The 18,983-nt window shown below is 57.3% G+C and carries 24 protein-coding genes; 10 read left to right on the top strand and 14 right to left on the bottom strand.

Features of this window, described 5'->3' with window-relative positions:
- Positions 1–17: 17 nt before the first annotated feature.
- The gene (locus ABRP31_RS05530) at positions 18–344 is read right to left on the bottom strand and encodes a hypothetical protein (RefSeq protein WP_349973308.1); all 327 of its coding nucleotides are present in this window, start codon (positions 342–344) and stop codon (positions 18–20) included.
- Positions 345–616: 272 nt separating this feature from the next.
- Here ABRP31_RS05530 and ABRP31_RS05525 point away from each other — a divergent pair, with 272 nt between their 5' ends.
- From ABRP31_RS05525 to ABRP31_RS05515, 3 genes are all read left to right on the top strand, one after another.
- The gene (locus ABRP31_RS05525; protein WP_349973310.1) at positions 617–1,720 is read left to right on the top strand and encodes a DNA alkylation repair protein; all 1,104 of its coding nucleotides are present in this window, start codon (positions 617–619) and stop codon (positions 1,718–1,720) included.
- 133 nt (positions 1,721–1,853) lie between these two features.
- Positions 1,854–2,690: an AraC family transcriptional regulator gene (locus tag ABRP31_RS05520; RefSeq protein WP_087270589.1), complete on the top strand. Its 837-nt coding sequence runs from the start codon at positions 1,854–1,856 to the stop codon at positions 2,688–2,690.
- Positions 2,691–2,742: 52 nt separating this feature from the next.
- Positions 2,743–3,348, top strand: a complete 606-nt coding sequence (locus ABRP31_RS05515; RefSeq protein ID WP_349973312.1) for a LysE family translocator — start codon at positions 2,743–2,745, stop codon at positions 3,346–3,348.
- Between the two features lies 1 nt (position 3,349).
- On the opposite strand, the gene ABRP31_RS05510 is transcribed toward ABRP31_RS05515, so the two are convergent.
- Together ABRP31_RS05510 and ABRP31_RS05505 are read right to left on the bottom strand one after the other, a co-directional pair.
- Positions 3,350–4,525 (bottom strand): PAS domain-containing sensor histidine kinase, encoded by a 1,176-nt coding sequence (locus ABRP31_RS05510; protein WP_349973313.1) that lies wholly within the window; start codon positions 4,523–4,525, stop codon positions 3,350–3,352.
- A complete protein-coding gene (locus ABRP31_RS05505) occupies positions 4,515–5,336 on the bottom strand; it encodes an alpha/beta hydrolase (protein WP_349973315.1) in 822 nt (273 codons plus the stop codon). Before ABRP31_RS05505 ends, ABRP31_RS05510 begins: the two co-directional genes overlap by 11 nt.
- A 180-nt stretch (positions 5,337–5,516) precedes the next feature.
- On the opposite strand from ABRP31_RS05505, the gene ABRP31_RS05500 reads away from it, so the two are divergent.
- Entirely contained in the window at positions 5,517–6,512 is a 996-nt protein-coding gene (locus tag ABRP31_RS05500; protein WP_349973316.1) for a diaminopimelate epimerase, read from the top strand.
- Positions 6,513–6,647: 135 nt separating this feature from the next.
- Here ABRP31_RS05500 and ABRP31_RS05495 read toward each other — a convergent pair whose 3' ends face one another.
- The 5 genes from ABRP31_RS05495 to ABRP31_RS05475 form a co-directional block, all read right to left on the bottom strand.
- The gene (locus ABRP31_RS05495; protein ID WP_349973318.1) at positions 6,648–7,085 is read right to left on the bottom strand and encodes a nucleoside deaminase; all 438 of its coding nucleotides are present in this window, start codon (positions 7,083–7,085) and stop codon (positions 6,648–6,650) included.
- Positions 7,086–7,127: 42 nt separating this feature from the next.
- A complete protein-coding gene (locus tag ABRP31_RS05490; protein WP_349973320.1) occupies positions 7,128–7,619 on the bottom strand; it encodes a hypothetical protein in 492 nt (163 codons plus the stop codon).
- Positions 7,616–8,155: a GNAT family N-acetyltransferase gene (locus tag ABRP31_RS05485; protein ID WP_349973321.1), complete on the bottom strand. Its 540-nt coding sequence runs from the start codon at positions 8,153–8,155 to the stop codon at positions 7,616–7,618. Before ABRP31_RS05485 ends, ABRP31_RS05490 begins: the two co-directional genes overlap by 4 nt.
- Before the next feature lie 45 nt (positions 8,156–8,200).
- The gene (locus ABRP31_RS05480; RefSeq protein WP_349973330.1) at positions 8,201–9,214 is read right to left on the bottom strand and encodes an ABC transporter substrate-binding protein; all 1,014 of its coding nucleotides are present in this window, start codon (positions 9,212–9,214) and stop codon (positions 8,201–8,203) included.
- A gap of 125 nt (positions 9,215–9,339) precedes the next feature.
- Positions 9,340–10,134 (bottom strand): PhnD/SsuA/transferrin family substrate-binding protein, encoded by a 795-nt coding sequence (locus ABRP31_RS05475; RefSeq protein WP_349973322.1) that lies wholly within the window; start codon positions 10,132–10,134, stop codon positions 9,340–9,342.
- Positions 10,135–10,622: 488 nt separating this feature from the next.
- Here ABRP31_RS05475 and ABRP31_RS05470 point away from each other — a divergent pair, with 488 nt between their 5' ends.
- On the top strand, positions 10,623–11,033 hold the full coding sequence (locus ABRP31_RS05470; RefSeq protein WP_349973324.1) for a GNAT family N-acetyltransferase: 411 nt from the start codon (positions 10,623–10,625) through the stop codon (positions 11,031–11,033).
- 119 nt (positions 11,034–11,152) lie between these two features.
- Here the strand turns inward: ABRP31_RS05470 and def are convergent, their stop codons facing one another.
- The 3 genes from def to ABRP31_RS05455 form a co-directional block, all read right to left on the bottom strand.
- Positions 11,153–11,692, bottom strand: a complete 540-nt coding sequence (def, locus tag ABRP31_RS05465) for a peptide deformylase (RefSeq protein ID WP_087270621.1) — start codon at positions 11,690–11,692, stop codon at positions 11,153–11,155.
- 48 nt (positions 11,693–11,740) lie between these two features.
- Positions 11,741–12,703, bottom strand: coding sequence for a YihY/virulence factor BrkB family protein (locus ABRP31_RS05460; protein WP_349973326.1), 963 nt, complete (start codon positions 12,701–12,703; stop codon positions 11,741–11,743).
- Between the two features lie 221 nt (positions 12,704–12,924).
- Positions 12,925–13,116 (bottom strand): CsbD family protein, encoded by a 192-nt coding sequence (locus tag ABRP31_RS05455; protein WP_087270630.1) that lies wholly within the window; start codon positions 13,114–13,116, stop codon positions 12,925–12,927.
- A 249-nt stretch (positions 13,117–13,365) separates the two neighbouring features.
- Between ABRP31_RS05455 and ABRP31_RS05450 the strand changes: the two genes are divergently transcribed.
- Positions 13,366–13,746 (top strand): hypothetical protein, encoded by a 381-nt coding sequence (locus tag ABRP31_RS05450; protein ID WP_087270633.1) that lies wholly within the window; start codon positions 13,366–13,368, stop codon positions 13,744–13,746.
- 214 nt (positions 13,747–13,960) lie between these two features.
- Here ABRP31_RS05450 and ABRP31_RS05445 read toward each other — a convergent pair whose 3' ends face one another.
- Positions 13,961–14,362, bottom strand: a complete 402-nt coding sequence (locus ABRP31_RS05445) for a DUF2177 family protein (RefSeq protein WP_349972158.1) — start codon at positions 14,360–14,362, stop codon at positions 13,961–13,963.
- Positions 14,363–14,479: 117 nt separating this feature from the next.
- The gene (locus ABRP31_RS05440; protein ID WP_087270638.1) at positions 14,480–15,316 is read right to left on the bottom strand and encodes a S1 RNA-binding domain-containing protein; all 837 of its coding nucleotides are present in this window, start codon (positions 15,314–15,316) and stop codon (positions 14,480–14,482) included.
- 363 nt (positions 15,317–15,679) lie between these two features.
- Here ABRP31_RS05440 and ABRP31_RS05435 point away from each other — a divergent pair, with 363 nt between their 5' ends.
- The 4 genes from ABRP31_RS05435 to ABRP31_RS05420 all read left to right on the top strand — a co-directional run bounded on the left by ABRP31_RS05435 (position 15,680) and on the right by ABRP31_RS05420 (position 18,355).
- Positions 15,680–15,868: a hypothetical protein gene (locus ABRP31_RS05435; RefSeq protein ID WP_027898056.1), complete on the top strand. Its 189-nt coding sequence runs from the start codon at positions 15,680–15,682 to the stop codon at positions 15,866–15,868.
- 171 nt (positions 15,869–16,039) lie between these two features.
- Positions 16,040–16,552 carry a hypothetical protein gene (locus ABRP31_RS05430; RefSeq protein WP_349972157.1) on the top strand — a complete coding sequence of 171 codons (513 nt, stop codon included), beginning with the start codon at positions 16,040–16,042 and terminating at the stop codon, positions 16,550–16,552.
- A 144-nt stretch (positions 16,553–16,696) separates the two neighbouring features.
- Positions 16,697–17,422 carry a TorF family putative porin gene (locus ABRP31_RS05425; RefSeq protein WP_349972156.1) on the top strand — a complete coding sequence of 242 codons (726 nt, stop codon included), beginning with the start codon at positions 16,697–16,699 and terminating at the stop codon, positions 17,420–17,422.
- 63 nt (positions 17,423–17,485) lie between these two features.
- Positions 17,486–18,355 carry a DUF6279 family lipoprotein gene (locus ABRP31_RS05420; RefSeq protein WP_349972154.1) on the top strand — a complete coding sequence of 290 codons (870 nt, stop codon included), beginning with the start codon at positions 17,486–17,488 and terminating at the stop codon, positions 18,353–18,355.
- 111 nt (positions 18,356–18,466) lie between these two features.
- On the opposite strand, the gene ABRP31_RS05415 is transcribed toward ABRP31_RS05420, so the two are convergent.
- Positions 18,467–18,862, bottom strand: coding sequence for a transcriptional regulator (locus ABRP31_RS05415; protein WP_349972152.1), 396 nt, complete (start codon positions 18,860–18,862; stop codon positions 18,467–18,469).
- Between the last annotated feature and the right edge of the window lie 121 nt (positions 18,863–18,983).

The raw sequence follows: 18,983 nt of genomic DNA, 5'->3' as shown, positions 1-18,983 counted from the left end.
TGAGGGGGACGCGGGTCTCAATCAGTGTTTTTACGGTTTTGCCCGGTGTTGTTGTCGGACGGGCGAGGTGCTTGTTGCCGGGTTGGGTAGCCGTTGCCGATGCCACCGTTTTCCAAAGTAGGCGGCCGAGGATTAGGGGCCGTGCTCGGGCCACGCACAGGGGGTGTTGCCGGAACGGTTCCCTGTCGACTATTAGGGTTGGCGCGGTGAATAGGACTGTTATTGGGATTGCCGCTGTTGAGCGTGCTGTTGGGCAAGGTCTGAGCTTGGGCAACACTGGTCAACCCGGTTGTCAGCAGGCCGCCCAATGTGAGGAGTACGACGCGTCGCGCAAAACTGTTCATCACTTACCTTCTGTTGGAAACGGTAACGATCCGGGTCTTTGATGGCGATTGCACCACTAGGTTCGCCCCCAACAGGGTGGATGATCAACCTGCGCGGGTGTGAGTTTGTAACAAGGATGTGCAGCCACACGGACTCCCACCGCACCGTGGAAGCGAATTTATTCGCGAAGAGGCCAGAACATCTGATACATCTTCAGACACATTGAAGCCTTCTTCGCGAATCAATTCGCTCCAACAGGGTTCCGCGTTCACACCCAGAGAAAAACATCACCATGACTGACACCACCCAGGCCGCGCCGGCACTGAAGGAAATTTTCAATCGTGCGCGGTTGCAGCACATCGCCGAGCAGACCACTGCGATTTACCCCGCGTTCGATACCCCGGCGTTTCTGGCTCATGTCGCCCACGATCTGGACAGCCAGTCACTGATGCAACGGCTCAACCGCGTCAGTCGCGGCTTGCACGCCGGTTTACCGGCCGATTACAGCGAGGCGCTGGGGATTCTCTACGAACTCGCGCCACGCCTGAACAGCAGTTTTGTCAGCCTGATCCTGCCTGAATACGTGGCGCTGTATGGTCAACAGGACTTCGAGCGCTCGATGCAGGCGTTGAAGTTCTTCACCACCTTCGGCTCGTCGGAGTTTGCCGTGCGGCATTTCCTGCGCCTGGACTTCCAGCGTGCCCTGCAGATCATGCAAGGCTGGGCGCTGGACGAGAATGAGCACGTGCGCAGACTGGCCAGCGAAGGTAGCCGTCCGCGTCTGCCGTGGTCTTTTCGCCTGGAGACATTGATGATCGACCCAACGCCGGTGCTACCGATTCTCGATAGTCTCAAGACCGACAGCAGCCTCTACGTGCGCAAGTCAGTGGCCAATCATCTGAACGACATCACCAAGGACAATCCCGACTGGGTGCTGGAACAGATTGAAAGCTGGTCGCTGGACAACCCACACACCGCCTGGATTGCCCGTCACGCATTGCGCTCACTGATCAAAAAAGGTGATCGCCGCGCGCTGACGATCATGGGCGCCGGGCATAAGCCGCAGGTGAGTATCGAGCAGGTCAGCGTCACTCCGGGCACGATTCACTTGGGTGACAACCTGAGCCTGGCCTTTCAGTTGACCTCAACGGCAGCGCAGCGCCAGCGACTGATCATCGACTACGCCATTCATTACGTGAAAAAATCCGGCGGCACCTCGGCCAAGGTCTTCAAGCTCAAGACTCTGGAACTGGAGCCCGGTGAGTCTGTTGCCGTAACGCGCAAGCTGCAGGTACGCAACTTCACCACCCGCGTGCATTACCCCGGCGTGCATGAACTGGATATCCTGATCAACGGCGAGTGTCTGGCCAGTAGTCGTTTCGAACTGCGCCCTTGAGACCTGCACAAATCTTCCAGACACTGGTATTTCAACCGACGAGAATCCACTCCACAAAAATCCACTGAAACGTGGCGACCCAAAACCGTTTTTTCAAACGCAGCGCATACCGCCGTAATCACAGGACCCAGTAATGGCCAATAGCAACTGGATCGACTTGAAGCAGGACAGTGAGTCCGGCATCGAGACGATTCGCGCGCATTTTGAGGGTCATGCCTATGATCCGCATTGGCATGACAGCTATCTGGTCGGTATTACCGAGCAGGGCCTCCAGCAATTTCATTGCAGACGTCAGCGCCGTGTCAGTACGCCGGGGCGGATTTTTCTGCTTGAGCCGGGTGAAATTCATGACGGCGATGCTCCGTCCCCGGAAGGCTTCACCTACCTGACGCTGTATCTGGACCCGAAGTGGCTGGACCGGGAGCTGCGCTCGCTGTTTGAGCACACCCCGGCGGCCTGCCAGATCAGCTTCGCCGACACGCAAGCTGATGACGCGCGCCTGTCCAGCGCCACCGCCACGGCCTTTCAAATGCTGCATGGCGGTGAAATGCGCATCGTGCGCCAGACTGCTCTGGATGACCTGCTGTCGAACCTGACCCGTCACATGCGCTGGCGCACTCAGGTAACACCCGATCCACGCTTGCCGTTAGTGGCACAGACCGCTCGCGATTTTCTGCACAGCCATGCCAGCCAGGACATTGGTCTGGATGATCTGGCGCAGGTCACGGGCGTTGACCGGTTTCGTCTGACACGAGCGTTCAAGGCTGCCTTTGGCATCGCGCCCCACGCGTACCTGATCCAGCTGCGTCTGGCGAAGGCGCGGCGTTTACTGGCCAGCGGCCAATCTCCCGCAGAAGTCGCTGCGGCACTGGGTTTTGCCGATCAAAGCCATCTGGGTCGCTGGTTTCAGCGGGCTTACCGGATGACGCCTGCCCATTACCGCAAGCGCTGCTCAAACCTTCCAGACTGACGAAGCAGCGAGGGTGATGATGGCCTGACGACCCATCACCAATGAGCGCTCCATGGAACAGTTTCTGCCCTTTATGCTGTTTGCCTTCGTGTCATCCATCACGCCCGGCCCAACCAATATTCTGGTCATGACCAACACCTCACGCTATGGCTGGACGGGTGTTGGACCTATGGTTCTGGGCGCCTGTGGCGGAGCGGCGGCTCTGGTGTTGTTGGTGGGCACCGGCATCGGCGATGTGTTGGCTCGCCATCAGGGCATTCAAACCGCGATGTCGTGGCTTGGCATCGCCTGGCTGAGCTGGATGGCGTGGCAGATTTTCCGCGCGCCGGCCAGGGCCATCGACCCGACCCAGACAGACAGCAAAGGCCCGCGACTGGGTCTGATAGGCGCAGCCGGCCTGCAACTGGTCAACCCCAAGACCTGGATGATGGCGTTGGTGGTCGTCAGTGTTTTTGCCGGGACAGAAGCCGATCGGGCCCTGCGCGTGGCATATCTATCATTGCTGTTCTTTCTGATCGCCATCCCGTGCATGACCGCCTGGGCCTGGCTGGGCGTCAGCGCAGCGCGGTTCTGCCAGTCACCGGTGAGCATGCAACGCTTCAACCGCAGCATGGCGCTGTTGCTGCTGGTATCGACGTGGATGACGGTGTGGGTTTGATTCACCCCACTGGCCGGGCCAGGTTGATGGTAAACGTAGTGCCCTCTTCGGCATTGGAGGTCACGCTGACATCGCCCCAGTGGGCGCGAGCGATTTCACGGACGATAAACAGGCCAAGGCCGATGCTCCGGCTCGGGTCATCATCCGCAACGCCGTGCGGCATTGGCTCGAACAGGCCTTCGAGGCGCTCCGGGGGTATGGGCGGGCCGAAGTTGTGCACTGCAATCCTGATCCACTGCGCTTCGAACGCCGAAGTAATCGTGATATCCGCGTTGGCTGCGCCATAGGCCACGGCATTGCTCACGAGATTGTCGACCAACTCGAACAACCGGTCGGCGTCAGCCGTACAAAAGCCTTCGCCAATGCATTTATGCACCAGCACCCGTCGGGGAAATATCAACCGCTGCTCTTCGACGCTGGCGGCGATCACCTCATGCAGTTGCAGCGGCTGGGGCACCACGGAAATGCCGCTGCCAACCCGCGCCTGCGTAAAGTCCAGCAGATCGACAATCAGACGCTGCGCACGCCCCACGGATTGATTGACCAGCCCGAGGCTGCGCTGCTGCTTTTCGCTGAGCGATTCCAGGCCGATCAACCCGGCCGCCATCTTGATCGCTGCGAGCGGATTGCGCAGGTCATGACTGACGATAGCCACCATCTGCTCGGCGAAGGTGGCACGAATATCTGCTTCAGTCTGCGCCAGACGAAGACGGTTCTGCACCGAAGACAGCTCTTTTTGCGATGCCAGTTGCTGTAACAGCATCTCCTCGGCCGACTGCCGCGTCTGCGCCAACTCAAGCTGATACCTATTGCGCTCTTCGCCACTCATCAGCGCCAGATGATGCACCACACCCTGAGGCGTTTCCCGGCGTATGGCGTTGAGCATCATGGTCAGGGCCTGGCCGTCGCGGTGCACCAGATCGAGCTTGATCTCCGACACCGAGCCCTGCGTCGTCAGCAGCGGCCCCCAGTGCGTCTGATAGAAAATCTTGTCGCCCAGCGCCAACAAGTCCTGGAAGCGCGTCCCGGCGATACTCGACTGCTCCAGCCCCAGCCCCAGACAAAAAGTCAGGTTGGCCCGCAGAATCGTGCCGTCGTCGCGAGTCAGCAGAAGACCACACGCCGCGCGCTCAAACAGCAGGTCGCTGTCAGTACTCAATTCGACGTCAACCGGCAAAAGTCACCACTCCAGAGGTACCAAGGAACTCATCGATTGCGGTAACACACGCATCGGGGTTGCTCATGTGCGGACAGTGTCCAATGTTATCGATGACCCGCAGCGTGCAGTCAGGCATGACCCGCTGCAGATAATCGCCCACATCGAGCGGCGCGATAAAATCCTGATTGCATTGCAGCACGAGGGTTTTGGTCGGCAATTGCGCCACTTCTTTGCGGTGATCGGCCATAAAGGTCACACGGGCGAACTGCTGGGAAACTTCAGGGTTGGTGCGACAGAAACTCTGAGTCAGCTCCTCGCCCAACTCAGGCCGGTCAGGAGCGCCCATGATGGCCGGAGCCATGGTCCCTGCCCAACCAAAATAGTTGGCGGCCAGCGTGCTGAGCAGGTTGACGATGTCTTGCCGGGTGAAACCGCCCACATAGTCGCCGTCGTCGATGTAGCACGGCGATGGACCGACCATGACGTGGGCGGCGAAGTATCCGGGCTCACGCAAGTCCGCAACAACGCCGATCATCGAACTGACCGAATGGCCGACATGAATCACCGGCCCCGGCCCGGCGAACTCCTTGATGATCTCCAGCAGATCACTGGCGTAGCCATCCAGCGAGTCGTACTTGCGTTTGTAATAGGCCGACAGATCCGATTGACCGTTGCCCACCAGGTCGTACACCACCACTTTGAATCGCTCGGCGAAATGCGGCGCCATGAACCGCCACATGTTCTGGTCGCAACCGAAGCCATGGGAAAACACAAGGGTTGCAGGCCCCTCTCCCGTGACATTGACGTTATTGCGTAACTGCACCGACATCCGTACCCCTCCAGCACTGATCCGAATAAGCGATCAGAATGCCACTAATGAATGAGACGAGATTAGCATCGTTCCGGAGAGGAACCACTCCTACGAAAGCATCTGCTCGCTGAAAAAGCTTGCCTGCGCACACAGGGCTGCTTCTCAATGGCCCCCTTTCGAACTCACTGTGAACCGCTCATGAGTCAGCTTTACGACGCACGCGGCAATATCTACGCCGTCTGTACACCTCAAGTTTTACGCGAGTTGGGCATCGCCATTGCTGACGACCCGACCGATGCAGCATTGAGCCGAAGCGAATGGGCCAGCGCAGCAGTGCGTGCTTTGTGCAGTTGGCCAGAGGGCGCACAACCGACAGGCGCTAAAGCGCACCGCTCGGATGGCCTGTTGATAGGTCCGTTTGAAGAACAAGGGCCTTTTGATCTGTTGATTGTCAACACTGACGGCACGCTGGCCGAGCGCAGCGGCAACGGCATGACTATTTTTTCCCAGTTCCTGACTGATTACGCTTACGTCGGCACGGAAGGCTTTGAGCTACGGGTTCATCACGATAATCACCACACTGCATCACCGGTGGTCACCCAGGTCGAACCCACCCGCCTTGATGGCGATTCGGGTTTCTGGCTGGCACTTGGTAACCCGACGTTCGGACCTCAGGCTGTCGGCGCACTCAGCGCCAGCCTGGAGCCTGTGCTGCTCAATGAGCATGCGGTCAGTCAGGTAACTCCCCTGACGCGGATCAACCCGCGGTGGAGCCACAGTGTTTTCGTAGGCATCGGCAATCCTCATTGCGTCACGCTGGTAAACGATCCAGCAGATTTGCCTGCGTTCGAAGCGTTGCATGAGCAGGAGCTGAACGCGGCGTTGACGCGTATTGCCTTTGCCAAAGGTGAACTCGGCGCAGGCGAACCTTGCCCGGCCGGGGTGAACCTGCAATGGGCGTGGGTGCAGTCAGCAAGTCAGGTCGTTGCCAGAGTGTTCGAGCGCGGCGAAGGCCCCACCGCATCATCCGGCACTAGCGCCAGCGCCGTGGCCAGCGCCGCCTGGCATGCCGGTTTGGTGGGCGCAGGATTGATCCAGGTCAGCATGCCGGGCGGTACAGCGCCGGTTCGGCTGGAAAAACGGGACGGGGCATTGCGGGTTTCGTTGTTCGGGGTGGCGAAGGTGGCTGGGTGAATACCACCATGCGGGCATGACCTGTAGGAGCTGCCGAAGGCTGTGATGACGATATGTCAGGAAGATTGCTTGCGCAGCCCTCGGCAGCTCCTACCGGTACATCTTGTTTGACAGGGGTCAGGAGACACCAGCGTCCTACTCTCCGATATCCTCATTCCACAGTTCAGGCTTGCTCGCGATGAAGCCTTTCATCATGTCTACGCAGGTGTGATTGTCGATCACTTCGACATCCACCCCGCGTGAGCGCAGCAGTTCTTCTTCGCCCATGAACGTCTGGTTTTCACCGACGATGACCTTGCGGATGCCATACAACAGAATCGCCCCGCTGCACATCGAGCAAGGCGACAGCGTGGTGTAAAGCACGGCATCGCGATACACCTTTGCAGGCTGGCGACCGGCATTTTCAAGCGCGTCCATTTCCCCATGTTTGATGGCGCTGCCTTCCTGAACCCGGCGGTTATGCCCGCGGCCGATGATCTGGCCGTCATGGACGATGACCGAACCGATGGGAATACCGCCCTCGGCCAGTCCGAGTTGAGCTTCGTCGATTGCGGCCTGCATGAATGGGTCCATGGTTCTACCTCGTTGCCTGAGTCTGAAAAAAAGTAATGTGCATCACTGTGGCAGCCTCGCCATAGCGCTATTCAGCGCTTGCGAGACAAAGTCTTTGAGCAGATCGGCCGAGCGCGCCTTCATGTCCATGCCAACCTCATTCTGTTTGGCCTTGAGCTTGTTAGCCAGCATTGGCTGGTCATCGCCACGGTTGAGTGCGCGCAACTCATCAGCGCTGAAGGACTGGGCGTAGGCAGCGGCCATGTTACGATCCCATTGCGCCTGGAACTGCGGCTGCAAACGCTGCAACTCGCCTTTGACCAGCTCTTGCGCCTGCGTCTTGCCAACCGACTCGACAATGCTGCCGAAGGTCGCCGTTCGCGAAGCAACCTGATAACTCAGCCAGCCAAGGCTTTCACCCAGATGCCGATCTTCAACGAACGCTAACGCACTGTCATCGACTTCCGAAGCGCGGGCGCTCTCTTGAGTGCTCGCCAGAAAACCCAGCAGCAAGACGAAAAACAGATGTACGGCACCCGACTTGTGCATCGTCATGAAGCCTCCTCTGTTATCCATTCATCCCGATTCAACCGATAAATTCTGACGCCCAAGCGGTGGTATTGGCTGTACACGAATGCGTTGAAACCTGCCTTCTGAATGACTCGCACCGAGGCGGTATTGGCAGGCTGGACAATAGCGATAATCGAGCCCAGGCCAAGCTCTTCAAAGCCATAAGCCAGAGTCGCGCGAACGATTTCGGTGGCATACCCTCGCCCCCAGAACTGCGGGGCCAGACGATAACCAATCTCCACCTCTTCGAGCCCTTCGACGTTCTCCCGATTAAGCGCGCAGAAGCCCATCAACTCACCACTGGCTTTTTCAACCACCGCCCACGGCCCGAAACCATGAAGCGCGTAAGACTGACACGACCAGTCAACGAACTCAGCCGTTGCGCTCTCACTGAGAACGCCACGTACCGAATAGCGCATGACCTCAGGATCACTCAGGATCTGCGCCATTGGCGGCACATCGGCCCCGCTCAACTCACGCAGGATCATGCGCTTGGTCTGTAGAACAACCTCAGTATTCATGTCGCAACCATCAGCCTTTTCAGGTGCTGCCCGGGCGTCGGATCTTCACAAGCCGCTGCTGACTTTGCTGGCCACCTCGGCAGGCACCCAGACCTTCCAGACGTCAGGGTGCTGCTTGAGGAACAACTGGGCAACCTCTTTAGGCTGCTGGCGCTTCTCGCTCATCTGACCCAGTGTCTGGTTGAGCAGATCAATGGGCAGGTCGACTTTTTCGAAGAACGCTACAAGGTCCGGATACTGTTTGTGGAATGCATCAGAGACGCCGATGCTCAAGCGCGGCTCCAGTGAACGGGTGCCTCGTGGATTCGGGTTATTGGCATCGGCCAGGGTTTTCCATGCTTCAGCGTCGAACGGCGGCTCTTCCAGTTTGATCAGCTTGAAGCGGCCCAGCAGCGGGGTTGGCGACCAGTAGTAGAACAAGACTGGCTTGCCGCGATGAATCGACGAACTGACCTCGGCATCCAGTGCAGCGCCCGAACCGGTACGGAAGTTCACGTAACTGTCGTTCAGACCATACGCTTTGAGCTTTTGGGTGTTGACGATTTCTGAGGTCCAACCCGTCGGACTGTTGAGGAAACGGCCTTTGTCTGGGGACTCGGGGTCTTTGAAAACGTCTTTGTAGCGCGGCAAGTCAGCCACGGACTTGAGGTCCGGAGCGAGCGGTTTGATGCCTTTGGCCGGGTCGCCCTTGATCACGAACTCCGGCACCCACCAACCTTCGGTCGCGCCTTTGACGATATTGCCCAGGCCGTGCACCTTACCTTCAGCTTCGGCCTTGACCCAGGCCGGGCTGCGTCCGGCCCACTCTTCACCAATGACCTGAATATCGTTTTTCGCCAGCGCGGCTTCCAGGCTCACCGTACTGCCCGGCAGCGTATCAGTGGGATAACCGTAACCTTTCTCGACGATGGTGCGCAGGATTTCGGTGATCAGGCTGCCGCTTTCCCACGTGATGTCGCCAAAATTGATCGGTGCTGTCTTGTCCGCCGCCATAGCGGGCTGGCCCAACAAGCCCAAGGCCAGAAGTGAACAGCCGAGCAGCGTTCTGATTGATGTCATGGTCACCTCTGGATGGCCGGAACCGGCCTGAGTTCGTTGTAGGTTGTGTTCGTTGTAAGTGCGCTTGAAAAGTATCGACACCTCAAGGCGACGATAAGTTGTACTCATGTATAGGCAATCGCGATTCAGGGCCGCAACGACGCTAGCCCTTGCGCTGCTGCTTGACGCTCGTAATCCAGCAGCAGTTGATAATCGTCTTCGCTGGTTGCAAGCACTCGGCTGATCGCCAGGGTTTGAGCGACATCCGGCAGGTCAGCAAGGGCTTGATTCATGGCCTGTCGAATCATCTCGACGTAGGCCTCATCGATACTCAGCGCGGTGATGAACGGCAGACACGGGCCGCCTGCGGTGCGCCCGAGTACTCGCAGGCCACTGACTTCTGAGCTGGCATCGCGGGCCAGATAGTCGTAGGTCACGCTGTCGATGGCCGCAAGATCACCACGCCCTTCCTTGAGAAAACGAAGGCTATGGCGATGGCCTGAGGTGAGGGAAACCCGTGAGAAAAACTGCCCGTCACGTTGCAGCGGTGCCACGGCGTGGCGCAACAGGTTCATGCCTGAGTTGGAGTCTTCACTGTTGACGAGGCCGTGGCTGCCGAGAAAGTCCTCGAGCGAGCGCCGAGGGTCATCAGCGCGGACCACCAGCAGGCTGCAATGCAGGCCATCGGCGCTATGGGGCAGTTCATAGACAGGCCGCCCGATCAGGCGAACCTTGCCGCGCAACAGGGTCATCAACGGATAACCGCAGGTCTGTGCGAGCAGTAATTGTGGGGACAACCAGAGTTCAGGCAGCTCAAGCGCGACGCCTTGCAAACGCTGTGCGCCGAGCACTTCGAAAATCCGCGCCAGCCACGCTTCGCTGGCCTGCGCAACGCGCTCTGGTGCGCTGTACATCGGTAATTCGGCAAAACCCTGAATCATGGCAAATCCGGTCAAAGCGATTGAGCCAACCATAGATGAAAAATGCGGAGCGTGCGCGGGAAGCGAGTAAACAATGGCCTATGAGCAACCGGGGGCGCGTCGCAAACACCACAAATGCTGAAGTGGAACGCATTCCTGTGGGAGCGGTGCTTGCCCGCGATAAGAACAACATGATCTAAAGTAAATTGCGTCCAGCCTTATCGCGGGCAAGCACCGCTCCCACAGGTTTTTTCAGCTGCGCACAAATGGTCATCTTCAGCCGCTTGGGATCAATGCCCAAAAAGCCCGGTATCGGACTTCTTGGCTTTTTTGTCGGCGCGTTTTTCGTCGGCGGTCTTGGCGGGCTTTTTCTTGGCGGCTTTCTTTGAATCCATACCTTTGCTCATGATGCGTGCTCCAGGGTTAAGGATCTGGCCTCTGTTATACACCCATTCGACGCTATGATACGGGCCCATTCTTGCCGCCCCCTTTGAAGTGCGCCCAGCCCCATGTCCGAGATTGAATTCTGCCTGCTGCCGCCGCTCTGCCAGCCTCTGCTGGACAAGTTCTACCGCGCCCATCGCTCGCCCATGCGTTCGTCTGGCGCGGCGCAGATGTGGGTAGCGCGGCAGCAGGAAATCATCGGCGCACTGAGTCTTACTCCGGTGGCGGAAGGACATTGGTTAACCGGGCTGTTCGTGGCGCCGCAGTGGCGAGGGCAGGCGATCGCCAGGCGGTTGATCGCCAATGCTCTGGAAGAGTTGCACGGTCCGGTCTGGCTGTTTTGTCATCCGGAACTGGTGGGGTTTTACGAGCAGTCAGGCTTTGCGTCCGAAACAGATTTACCGCCGATGTTGGCGGACAAGCTGGCGCGTTATCAGCGGACTAAAGATTTGGTGGCGATGCGCTGGGAGCGGTAGACGCAGACCTGTTGTCCCTGACACCACGCTGTCGCGCGTCATACAGTGGACCTGTAGGAGCGCACGAGCACCGCGAGGCCGGGCGCTCCTACAGAAAGCGAATCCACTCTTCCGAAGACTCACTCATCCGCATTCGGGTCCATATCCGGGAACATCACGTCCATGAAGCCGAACTTACTGAAATCGGTAATGCGCGAGGGATAAAGGCGGCCAATCAGGTGATCACATTCGTGCTGAACCACTCGGGCGTGGAAGCCAAAGGCTTCGCGCTGGATCGGTTGGCCGTCCGGGTCAAAGCCTTCGTAGCGAATGCTTTGAAAGCGATTAACCACGCCACGCAAACCCGGCACGGACAGACACCCTTCCCAACCCTCTTCAACGGCAGGATGCAAAGGCGTAATCACAGGGTTAAGCAGGATTGTCTGAGGCACGGCTTCAGCGTCCGGATACCGCTCGCTGCGCTCAAACCCGAAAATCACTAATTGCAGGTCAACGCCTATCTGCGGCGCAGCCAGGCCAACACCACCCACACTTTCCATGGTTTCAAACATGTCGGCGATGAGGGTCTTGAGCTCGGCGCTGCCGAACATCGATTGAGGCACAGGTGGGGCGATGCGCAAGAGACGCTCATCGCCCATTTTCAAAATGGGGCGGATCATGCGGGCCGGGCTCCGTAGCGAAAAAACGTCATCCTGCCACAGTCGTGTTCAGGATTCCCCCGCCTTGGCTGGCAGTGGAAGGGAATGATCACGACCCAGACCGGAAACGTGCTGTTTCTCAGTGGACTCAATAGCACCATCACCTTCTACTTTTTCACCCTTGTCCTTGCCTTCAGCGGACATGTGCTCGACCACCGCATTCATTTCAGCCCCCAGCAACAGCACCGCTGCCGAGATGTAGAAATACAGCAGCAGGACAATGATCGCCCCGATGCTGCCGTACATGGCGTTGTAGTCAGCAAACGTCTTGACGTAATAACCGAACCCCAGAGAAGCGATGATCCAGACCACGACGGCCAGCACAGAGCCGGGAGTGATGAAGCGAAACTCCTGCTTCACGTCCGGCATGACGTAGTAAATCAACGCCACAGCCACCATCAGCAGGATGACGATCAGCGGCCAGCGCAGGATGGTCCAGAGCGTCACGATGAACTCTTCCATGCCGATTTGCGCGGCGATCCAGTTCATGACTTGCGGCCCCGTCACCATCAATGCAGCAACCGCCAGCATCATCATGGCGATGCCGATGGTGTACGCCACCGACAGCGGAATGCGTTTCCAGACCGGGCGCGCTTCGACCACATCGTACGCAGCGTTCATGGCGCTCATCATCAAGCGCACGCCCGCCGAGGCAGTCCACAGCGCGATGACGATACCAATCGAAAGCAGTCCACCTTTGGATTGCTGCAATTGATCAATGACCGGATTGACTTGCTCCAGCGCCTGAGGCGGCAGGACCAGTTCCGACTGCAGGCGCAGCCAGGAGAAGAAGTCGGGCAGATGCAGAAAGCCAATAAGCGCGATCAAGAACAGCAGGAAAGGAAACAGCGAAAACAACATCTGGTAGGCCAACGCCGACGCGTAGGTAGACATCTCGTCATCGAGAAATTCGCTGACCGTACGAACCATCACCTTGCCCAGTGGCAGTTGGCGCAATTCCGGGAAAATCATGGCGTCTCCTTCGCTACATAACTGACGCAGCTTACACATTCACATTGATGGGTACTGCGCCTCTGACACAAGCTGTTCGCAGATAATGGCGTTTTACCTTAAATGAGTGGACTGGAGCACCTGAAAAAGGTTTCAAAACCTCGATTCTGGAAGGCTGAAAATGACAACGGCCATCCGAAGATGGCCGTGACTCAACGCCAGGATTAACCTGGATAATCGGCTTACGCCTTATCAACGCCTTTTTTCACAGCGTCTTTGGCTTTGCCTTTGGCTTGCTGGGCTTCGCCTTTGATTTCCTGCGCCTTGCCTTCAGCTTTCAGCTTGGAGTTGTCAGTAGCCTTACCCACGCCTTGCTTGACGTTACCGACTGCTTCGTTAGCCATGCCTTTAACTTTATCGCCAGTGCTGCTCATAGGTTTTACTCCGCAGAATCAATGAGAGGTCATCGCCTCGACGTAATGATTGACCCGACTCATTTGCGGGGAGTTTCAACTATTTTCACCAGCGTCATAGCCGTTCGTCTGCTTGCCTGCTGGCGCATAAAACGGGAGCAGAAAAACTTTGCCTTTAAGTTTGCGCGGCAACCCACGAGAATGCGCAACGCAATCCGGCTGCGCCGGGCAACGCTCGTCGCGCTGAAGACAACGATCCGCAGGAACATTATGAAACTCGATAAAAAGCAGGCCATCGCACGCCGCAACCAGGAACTGGGCGGTGCCGTGCTGGGTACCAACAACACCCACTTCGCCACGTTGAACACCAACAAGAACATCTGGTGGTTCGACCTGCCGGTACCGCGTCTGGCGGTGGGTCAGTACGAATGGATGCACCTGCTGCTGTACACGCCGAGCAGCGATCAACTGCTGCACTTGAAAGTCACGACGGTATTTTTGCGTGATCACATGGAAGGTCTGGTGATCCGCAATAAAGGCCAGCGCAAATCCACTGTCAGCCTGGAACTGAGCGCCGACAAGGATTCGTATTTGAAGGATGTACGGCCGCTGGGTGCGGGATTGAGTTTTTCGGGTTTTCTGCAGCCCTGATGCTTTGAGCTGCATAAAGCTGTCGCGCAACAAACATTGTCCTGTAGGAGCGCACGAGCACCGCGAGGCCGCGATAGCGTTCTGCCTGATCCACCGCCATCGCGGCCTCGCGGTGCTCGTGCGCTCCTACAGAACCTGTGTCTGCTAAGCGACAGCGCGGCATCTGGAGTGCGTCTACAGCAATAGCATTTCAGTCGGGTTTCTGCGCCAGGAATCAAGCTACCCGTCGAGCAACCAAAAAACCGACCGTCCCCGCCACCGCCGACGCAAACGTTCCCCACGCCAGATCCACCAGCGCTAACTGCGCCGGCCAGCCTTGCAGCGTGGCCCAGTTGGTCAGGTCATAGGTGCCGTAAGCCACCAGTCCAAGAAAGGCGCTGCGCTTTGCGGCATGGCTGATACTGTTTCTTCGCAGCCCTGACTGAACCGCCAACACCAGCAACCCGGCTGCGTACAGAAGGTAAAAAACCACGGCGGGAGCAATCACCGGCTTGTCGAGCATCAACGGCCCTAGCCATGCCCGATAAGTCGGCCCCATCAGCAAGCCCAGCCATATACCGTCCACAACCAGAAAGGTCAGCAAGATGCTGAAGTAAGCCGTGAGGGTTCTTTTCATGAAGGGCGTCCTTGTCTGAGTTGATCCGCATTGAGCGCAACGCCCTGATGAGCGCTGACCGGTTGGACCTCATGCGGAGCAGGAACGATCCGTCGCTCCCGCTTTAACCGATGAACGTCAGACCAGCTCGATGCGGTCTGCGTGGATCACGATCTGGCCCTGTTTGTACAACGCGCCAATGGCTTTCTTGAAATTGCCTTTGCTGACGCCAAAAAGGTTGCTGATGACCTGCGGATCGCTCTTGTCACTGACCGGCAGCACACCGTTGTTTTCTTTCAACTTGCCGAGAATCTTGCTGTTCAGGCTGCTGGCCGCTTGCTCGCCCACGGGCTGCAGGCTCAGGCTGATGTTGCCGTCAGTGCGGATTTCCTTGATGTAGCCCTTCTCTTGCTTGCCAGCGCGCATGAACTTGAAGACCTCATTCTTGTGAATCAGGCCCCAGTGCTTGTTGTTGATGATTGCCTTGAAGCCCATATCGGTCGCTTCAGCCACCAACAAGTCGACTTCCTGACCGACACTGTAGCTGGCCGGTGTCTTGTCCAGATAGCGGTCCAGACGTGCCGTCGCGGTGATGCGGCGGGTGTGTTTGTCCAGATAGACATGCACCACGCAGTAATCGCCCGCCTGCAGCGTGCGCTTCTCTTCGGAGTAAGGCAGCAGCAAGTCTTTGGGCAGGCCCCAATCGAGGAAGACGCCGATGCTGTTGACTTCAACCACCTTCAGACTGGCGAACTCACCGACCTGAACCTTGGGTTTTTCTGTGGTGGCCAGCAGCTTGTCTTCGCTGTCCAGATAAATGAAAACGTTGAGCCAGTCTTCATCTTCGCTGGGAATGTCTTTGGGGATATAACGGTTAGGCAGCAGAATTTCGCCGTCCGCCCCACCATCCAGATACAGACCGAAGTTAGTGTGTTTAACCACTTGCAAGCTGTTGTAACGCCCGATTAAAGCCATGTGCAAATACCCTCATTACGTGGGCGGCATTCTACCCGAGTTTGCGGGCAATGATGCTGACGCAGAATGTCGCTGCACCCCGCATTCGAAAAGGTCAGAAAAATCAGATATTTGCCTAATGGCGATGAGCCCGCCATGCGCTCCATTCGTCAGATGCGCAGGGGATTTAAAAGCTGTTTTTCAAGCCAGCGGAAAATAATTACAGAAATAACTTATCAATTAAAACAACCGCTTAGCCCGACATTAATAATTATTTAGCGGCAGATTCCGGATAATTACGCCCAAGGTTTAAGGGGATATTTCCCAAGCAATTGTCAAGCCATTCGTGTACCATTGCTGGCCGTATCAAGTTTATATAGGTTAATGGCAGCCATGCGCGTAAAAGCATCCAACTCGAAAGCAAAGCCAGCTCCAGCCGTTGAAACGAGCGACTCGATCAACGCCCAGATCGCTGCTTTCCTTAAGTCCGGCGGCGAAATTCAGCAAATTGCAAAAGGCGTCAGCGGCCAGACCTTCGGCCCGTCCAAACAGATCACCCTCGGCAAAAAGTAATCCTCTCCCCGCTCCAGTTGTCGATCTCTATGCGTCTTGACTCCCAAGGCGCCAGAGCTTGCTAATCTTCGTTGCACACAACCGTTTCAACCTGACTGCAAGACCCCATTGCCTAGTGGCTCGACGACGGGCAGGATGATGTCTTGAAGCCAGCCTTTGCGGAATGCACGAATGAAGAACTGGATGCTGTTCGGCGCACTGATTTACCTGACGGGTTGTGCATCTCACAACTGCAATACCGTTTCTGACGACGGCCACCCTGCGGGTAGCGACTGTCGCGCAGAGCAATTGCTCTATCAGAACGATATGCTGCAAGCCAAACTGTTGATCAGTGAAGCCGACCGGGAGAACTACGAACTGGCCGAAGCCATGCTTCGCCGCGCAGGGGTGAATGATGCATCGGGTGAAGCCGAGTTTTACCTGGCGGTGCTGTTGATTCGCCAGCAATCGGACCAACCCCGTGTAATTGAATTGCTCGAAGACGCCGCAAGCCACAAGCATCCGCTGGCCATTGCGCTGCTCTCACAGCAACTCAGCATGACCGATCAAAAGAAATCCGAAGCGTACCGCGCCGAGTACGCAGAGCTGGATGTTGCGAAAAGCGGCTACCCCTCGTTTGATCAGGCTTTGGTGGTCATTCGCAGCTTGATCATCCCGTCAGCTCAGGCGACTGCTTCGAACTGATTCCCCTGCGGATCGACGAACGGTCTTCGCTCTACGACTTTCGTAGGTATGCTGCGAGGCTCTAGATCGCGGTTCCCCTGCTGTTCCTACTGGGCCTATGGCCATTTCAACCTGCCCCCTCCGTAACATGAAGGAGTGAGCACGATGCTCAATTTTCGCCATTGCGCGCTTGCCGTAAGCGCCCTGATTGTTTGTCCGCATGCATCTGCTCAAGTGATTGAGCGGGAGTTGGGAGACTTCAGCCTTAAATTGGGCACTTCGCCGACGCGCAGCATGGCCCAGGGTCTGGTCACGCAGAGTGGCTCGGGTTCATTCCACGGCGGGCTCGATCTGACCCACGACAGCGGCTTCTACTTTGGCCAATGGTCACCCAACGCCGGTGTCACCGAAGACAGCACGCTGGAAGTCGACTCCTACATGGGTTTCAAGAAGCCGTTCGATCAGACGCTCGGTTATGAGTTGGGCATGATCCGCTACAGCTATCCAGACACCAGCCAGATAGACACCCACGAGTTTTATGCAGGTCTGCGAATCCTCGACAGCCGCATTGGCGCAGCGTTCAGCAATGACATCGGCCGCCGCGACAGCACCCTGATCGTCGATCTGGGCGGCATCGAACAACTGGGGTTGGGCATCCGCATGCAGTACGCCAATCACCAATACGATGCTCCGCAGCAAATATCGGACGGCAGCATGGTCACCAGCTTCAATGACTGGTCACTGAACCTGTCGCGGCCATGGCTGGGTGTCGACATGAACCTGATCTACAGCGGCTCCAGCCTGACCGGCAATGATTGCAGCGCCTACAGCGGGCACAATGCCAACTGCGAAGGCACCTTCACCCTCAAGGCCGTGCGCTCATTTTTCTGATTCAGTGAACTGCTACTCTTGGACCCGCTCTACACAAACAGGCAGGTCCACTGAGGAGTCGTTATGCGCACCCCGTACAAAGCCTTCATTTCATTGTTGATGGCGCTGTTCATCCTCGGTGGCTGCACCCGAATCGGGTTGGCTTATCGTAATCTGGACATCATCATTCCATGGTCGCTCAGCGATTATCTGGAGATGAATGCTTCGCAAAAAGACTGGTTTGATGAGCGCCTCAAAGAGCATTTGAGCTGGCACTGCACGACTCAGTTGCCGGGCTATCTGGGATGGCTGGACCGCCTGCAACGGATGGTAGAGACCAATCAGGTCACGTCGGATCAACTGCAAGCGCGCACTGATGAGGCCAAGCTGGCGATCGGGCAGATATCACGACAGATCACCCCTTCGGCCGTCGAGCTGCTTGCCCAACTGGATGACAAGCAAGTCCTGGAGATGCAGAACGCCTTCGCCAAGGACCAGCGTAAACGCGAGAATGAATTCCTCAAAGAACCGCTGCCCAGGCAGATCAGTGATCGCGCCGAACGCATGGAAAAACGCTTGAGCCCGTGGATGGGGAAACTTAACCCGGCACAGCTGCAGCGCATCCAGAGCTGGTCGGCGTCACTGGGCGAACAGAATCGGGCCTGGCTTGATAATCGGGCCAATTGGCAGAAGCTGTTTGTGGCCACAGTGCAGGACCGCAAAGCGCCGGATTTCCCCGACAGAATTGCCAAGCTGCTGCAGGACCGCGAGACTTTCTGGACGCCTGAGTATCGCGAGGCCTACGACCGGACCGAGCAAGCGGCAATCTCGTTGCTGGTGGACCTGATGGCGCAAAGCACGCCAGAACAGCGCCAACGCTTGTTGAGCAAGATCGCAGACACCAGAAAAGACTTTACCGATTTGAGCTGTTTGAAGGCGATCAAGGCAGAGTAATCATCACCTGTAGGAGCTCACGAGCAACGCGAGGCAGCGATAGCGGTCTGCCTGATAAACAGCATTCGCGGCCTCGCGTTGCTCGTGCGCTCCTACAGAATATTCATAACCTCAAGCAATCTGCGCTTTGGCAGCAACCTCTTCAAAGGTCGCGGGATCAAGGGCGTCGTGCTGTTCGTCCAGCACCTGACGCGGGTGATCATTGCCGGGGATGCTGCTGTCGATCAGCGCCAGCAACTGGGCACCAAGCGGGGTCAGGACGAAGTTTTCGCCGTTACCGCCCTCCTCTTCCGGACGCGATTCGATAAATCCACGATCCAGCAGCAGTTTCTCGTATTCACCGGCAATTGCTTTCAGGTGATCCAGATTACCTACCGGCTCACCTGCTGCCGCAGACGCGGCCGCATGTTCCTCTGCGTATTTGCGGGGCTTGAAGGTGTCGTCGGCGCTGTTCTGCACTTCATGCAACAGGCGTTCAACGAGGTCCCAGTCATAAGGCTTGTCCATTGTTATTACCTCCAGTCAACGTGGGTGAGCCGCCTGTGACATCTCGTCATCAGGCTTGCAGCTGAACGTGTGACAGGTGCTGACGCGCCCCGTTCAGCCGAAGCTGCCCGGTGGTGATTGG

The organism is Pseudomonas caspiana (genome assembly GCF_040224095.2).
Classification (GTDB): Bacteria; Pseudomonadota; Gammaproteobacteria; order Pseudomonadales; family Pseudomonadaceae; genus Aquipseudomonas; species Aquipseudomonas caspiana.
This window is presented reverse-complemented; position numbering and strand designations above follow the sequence as displayed.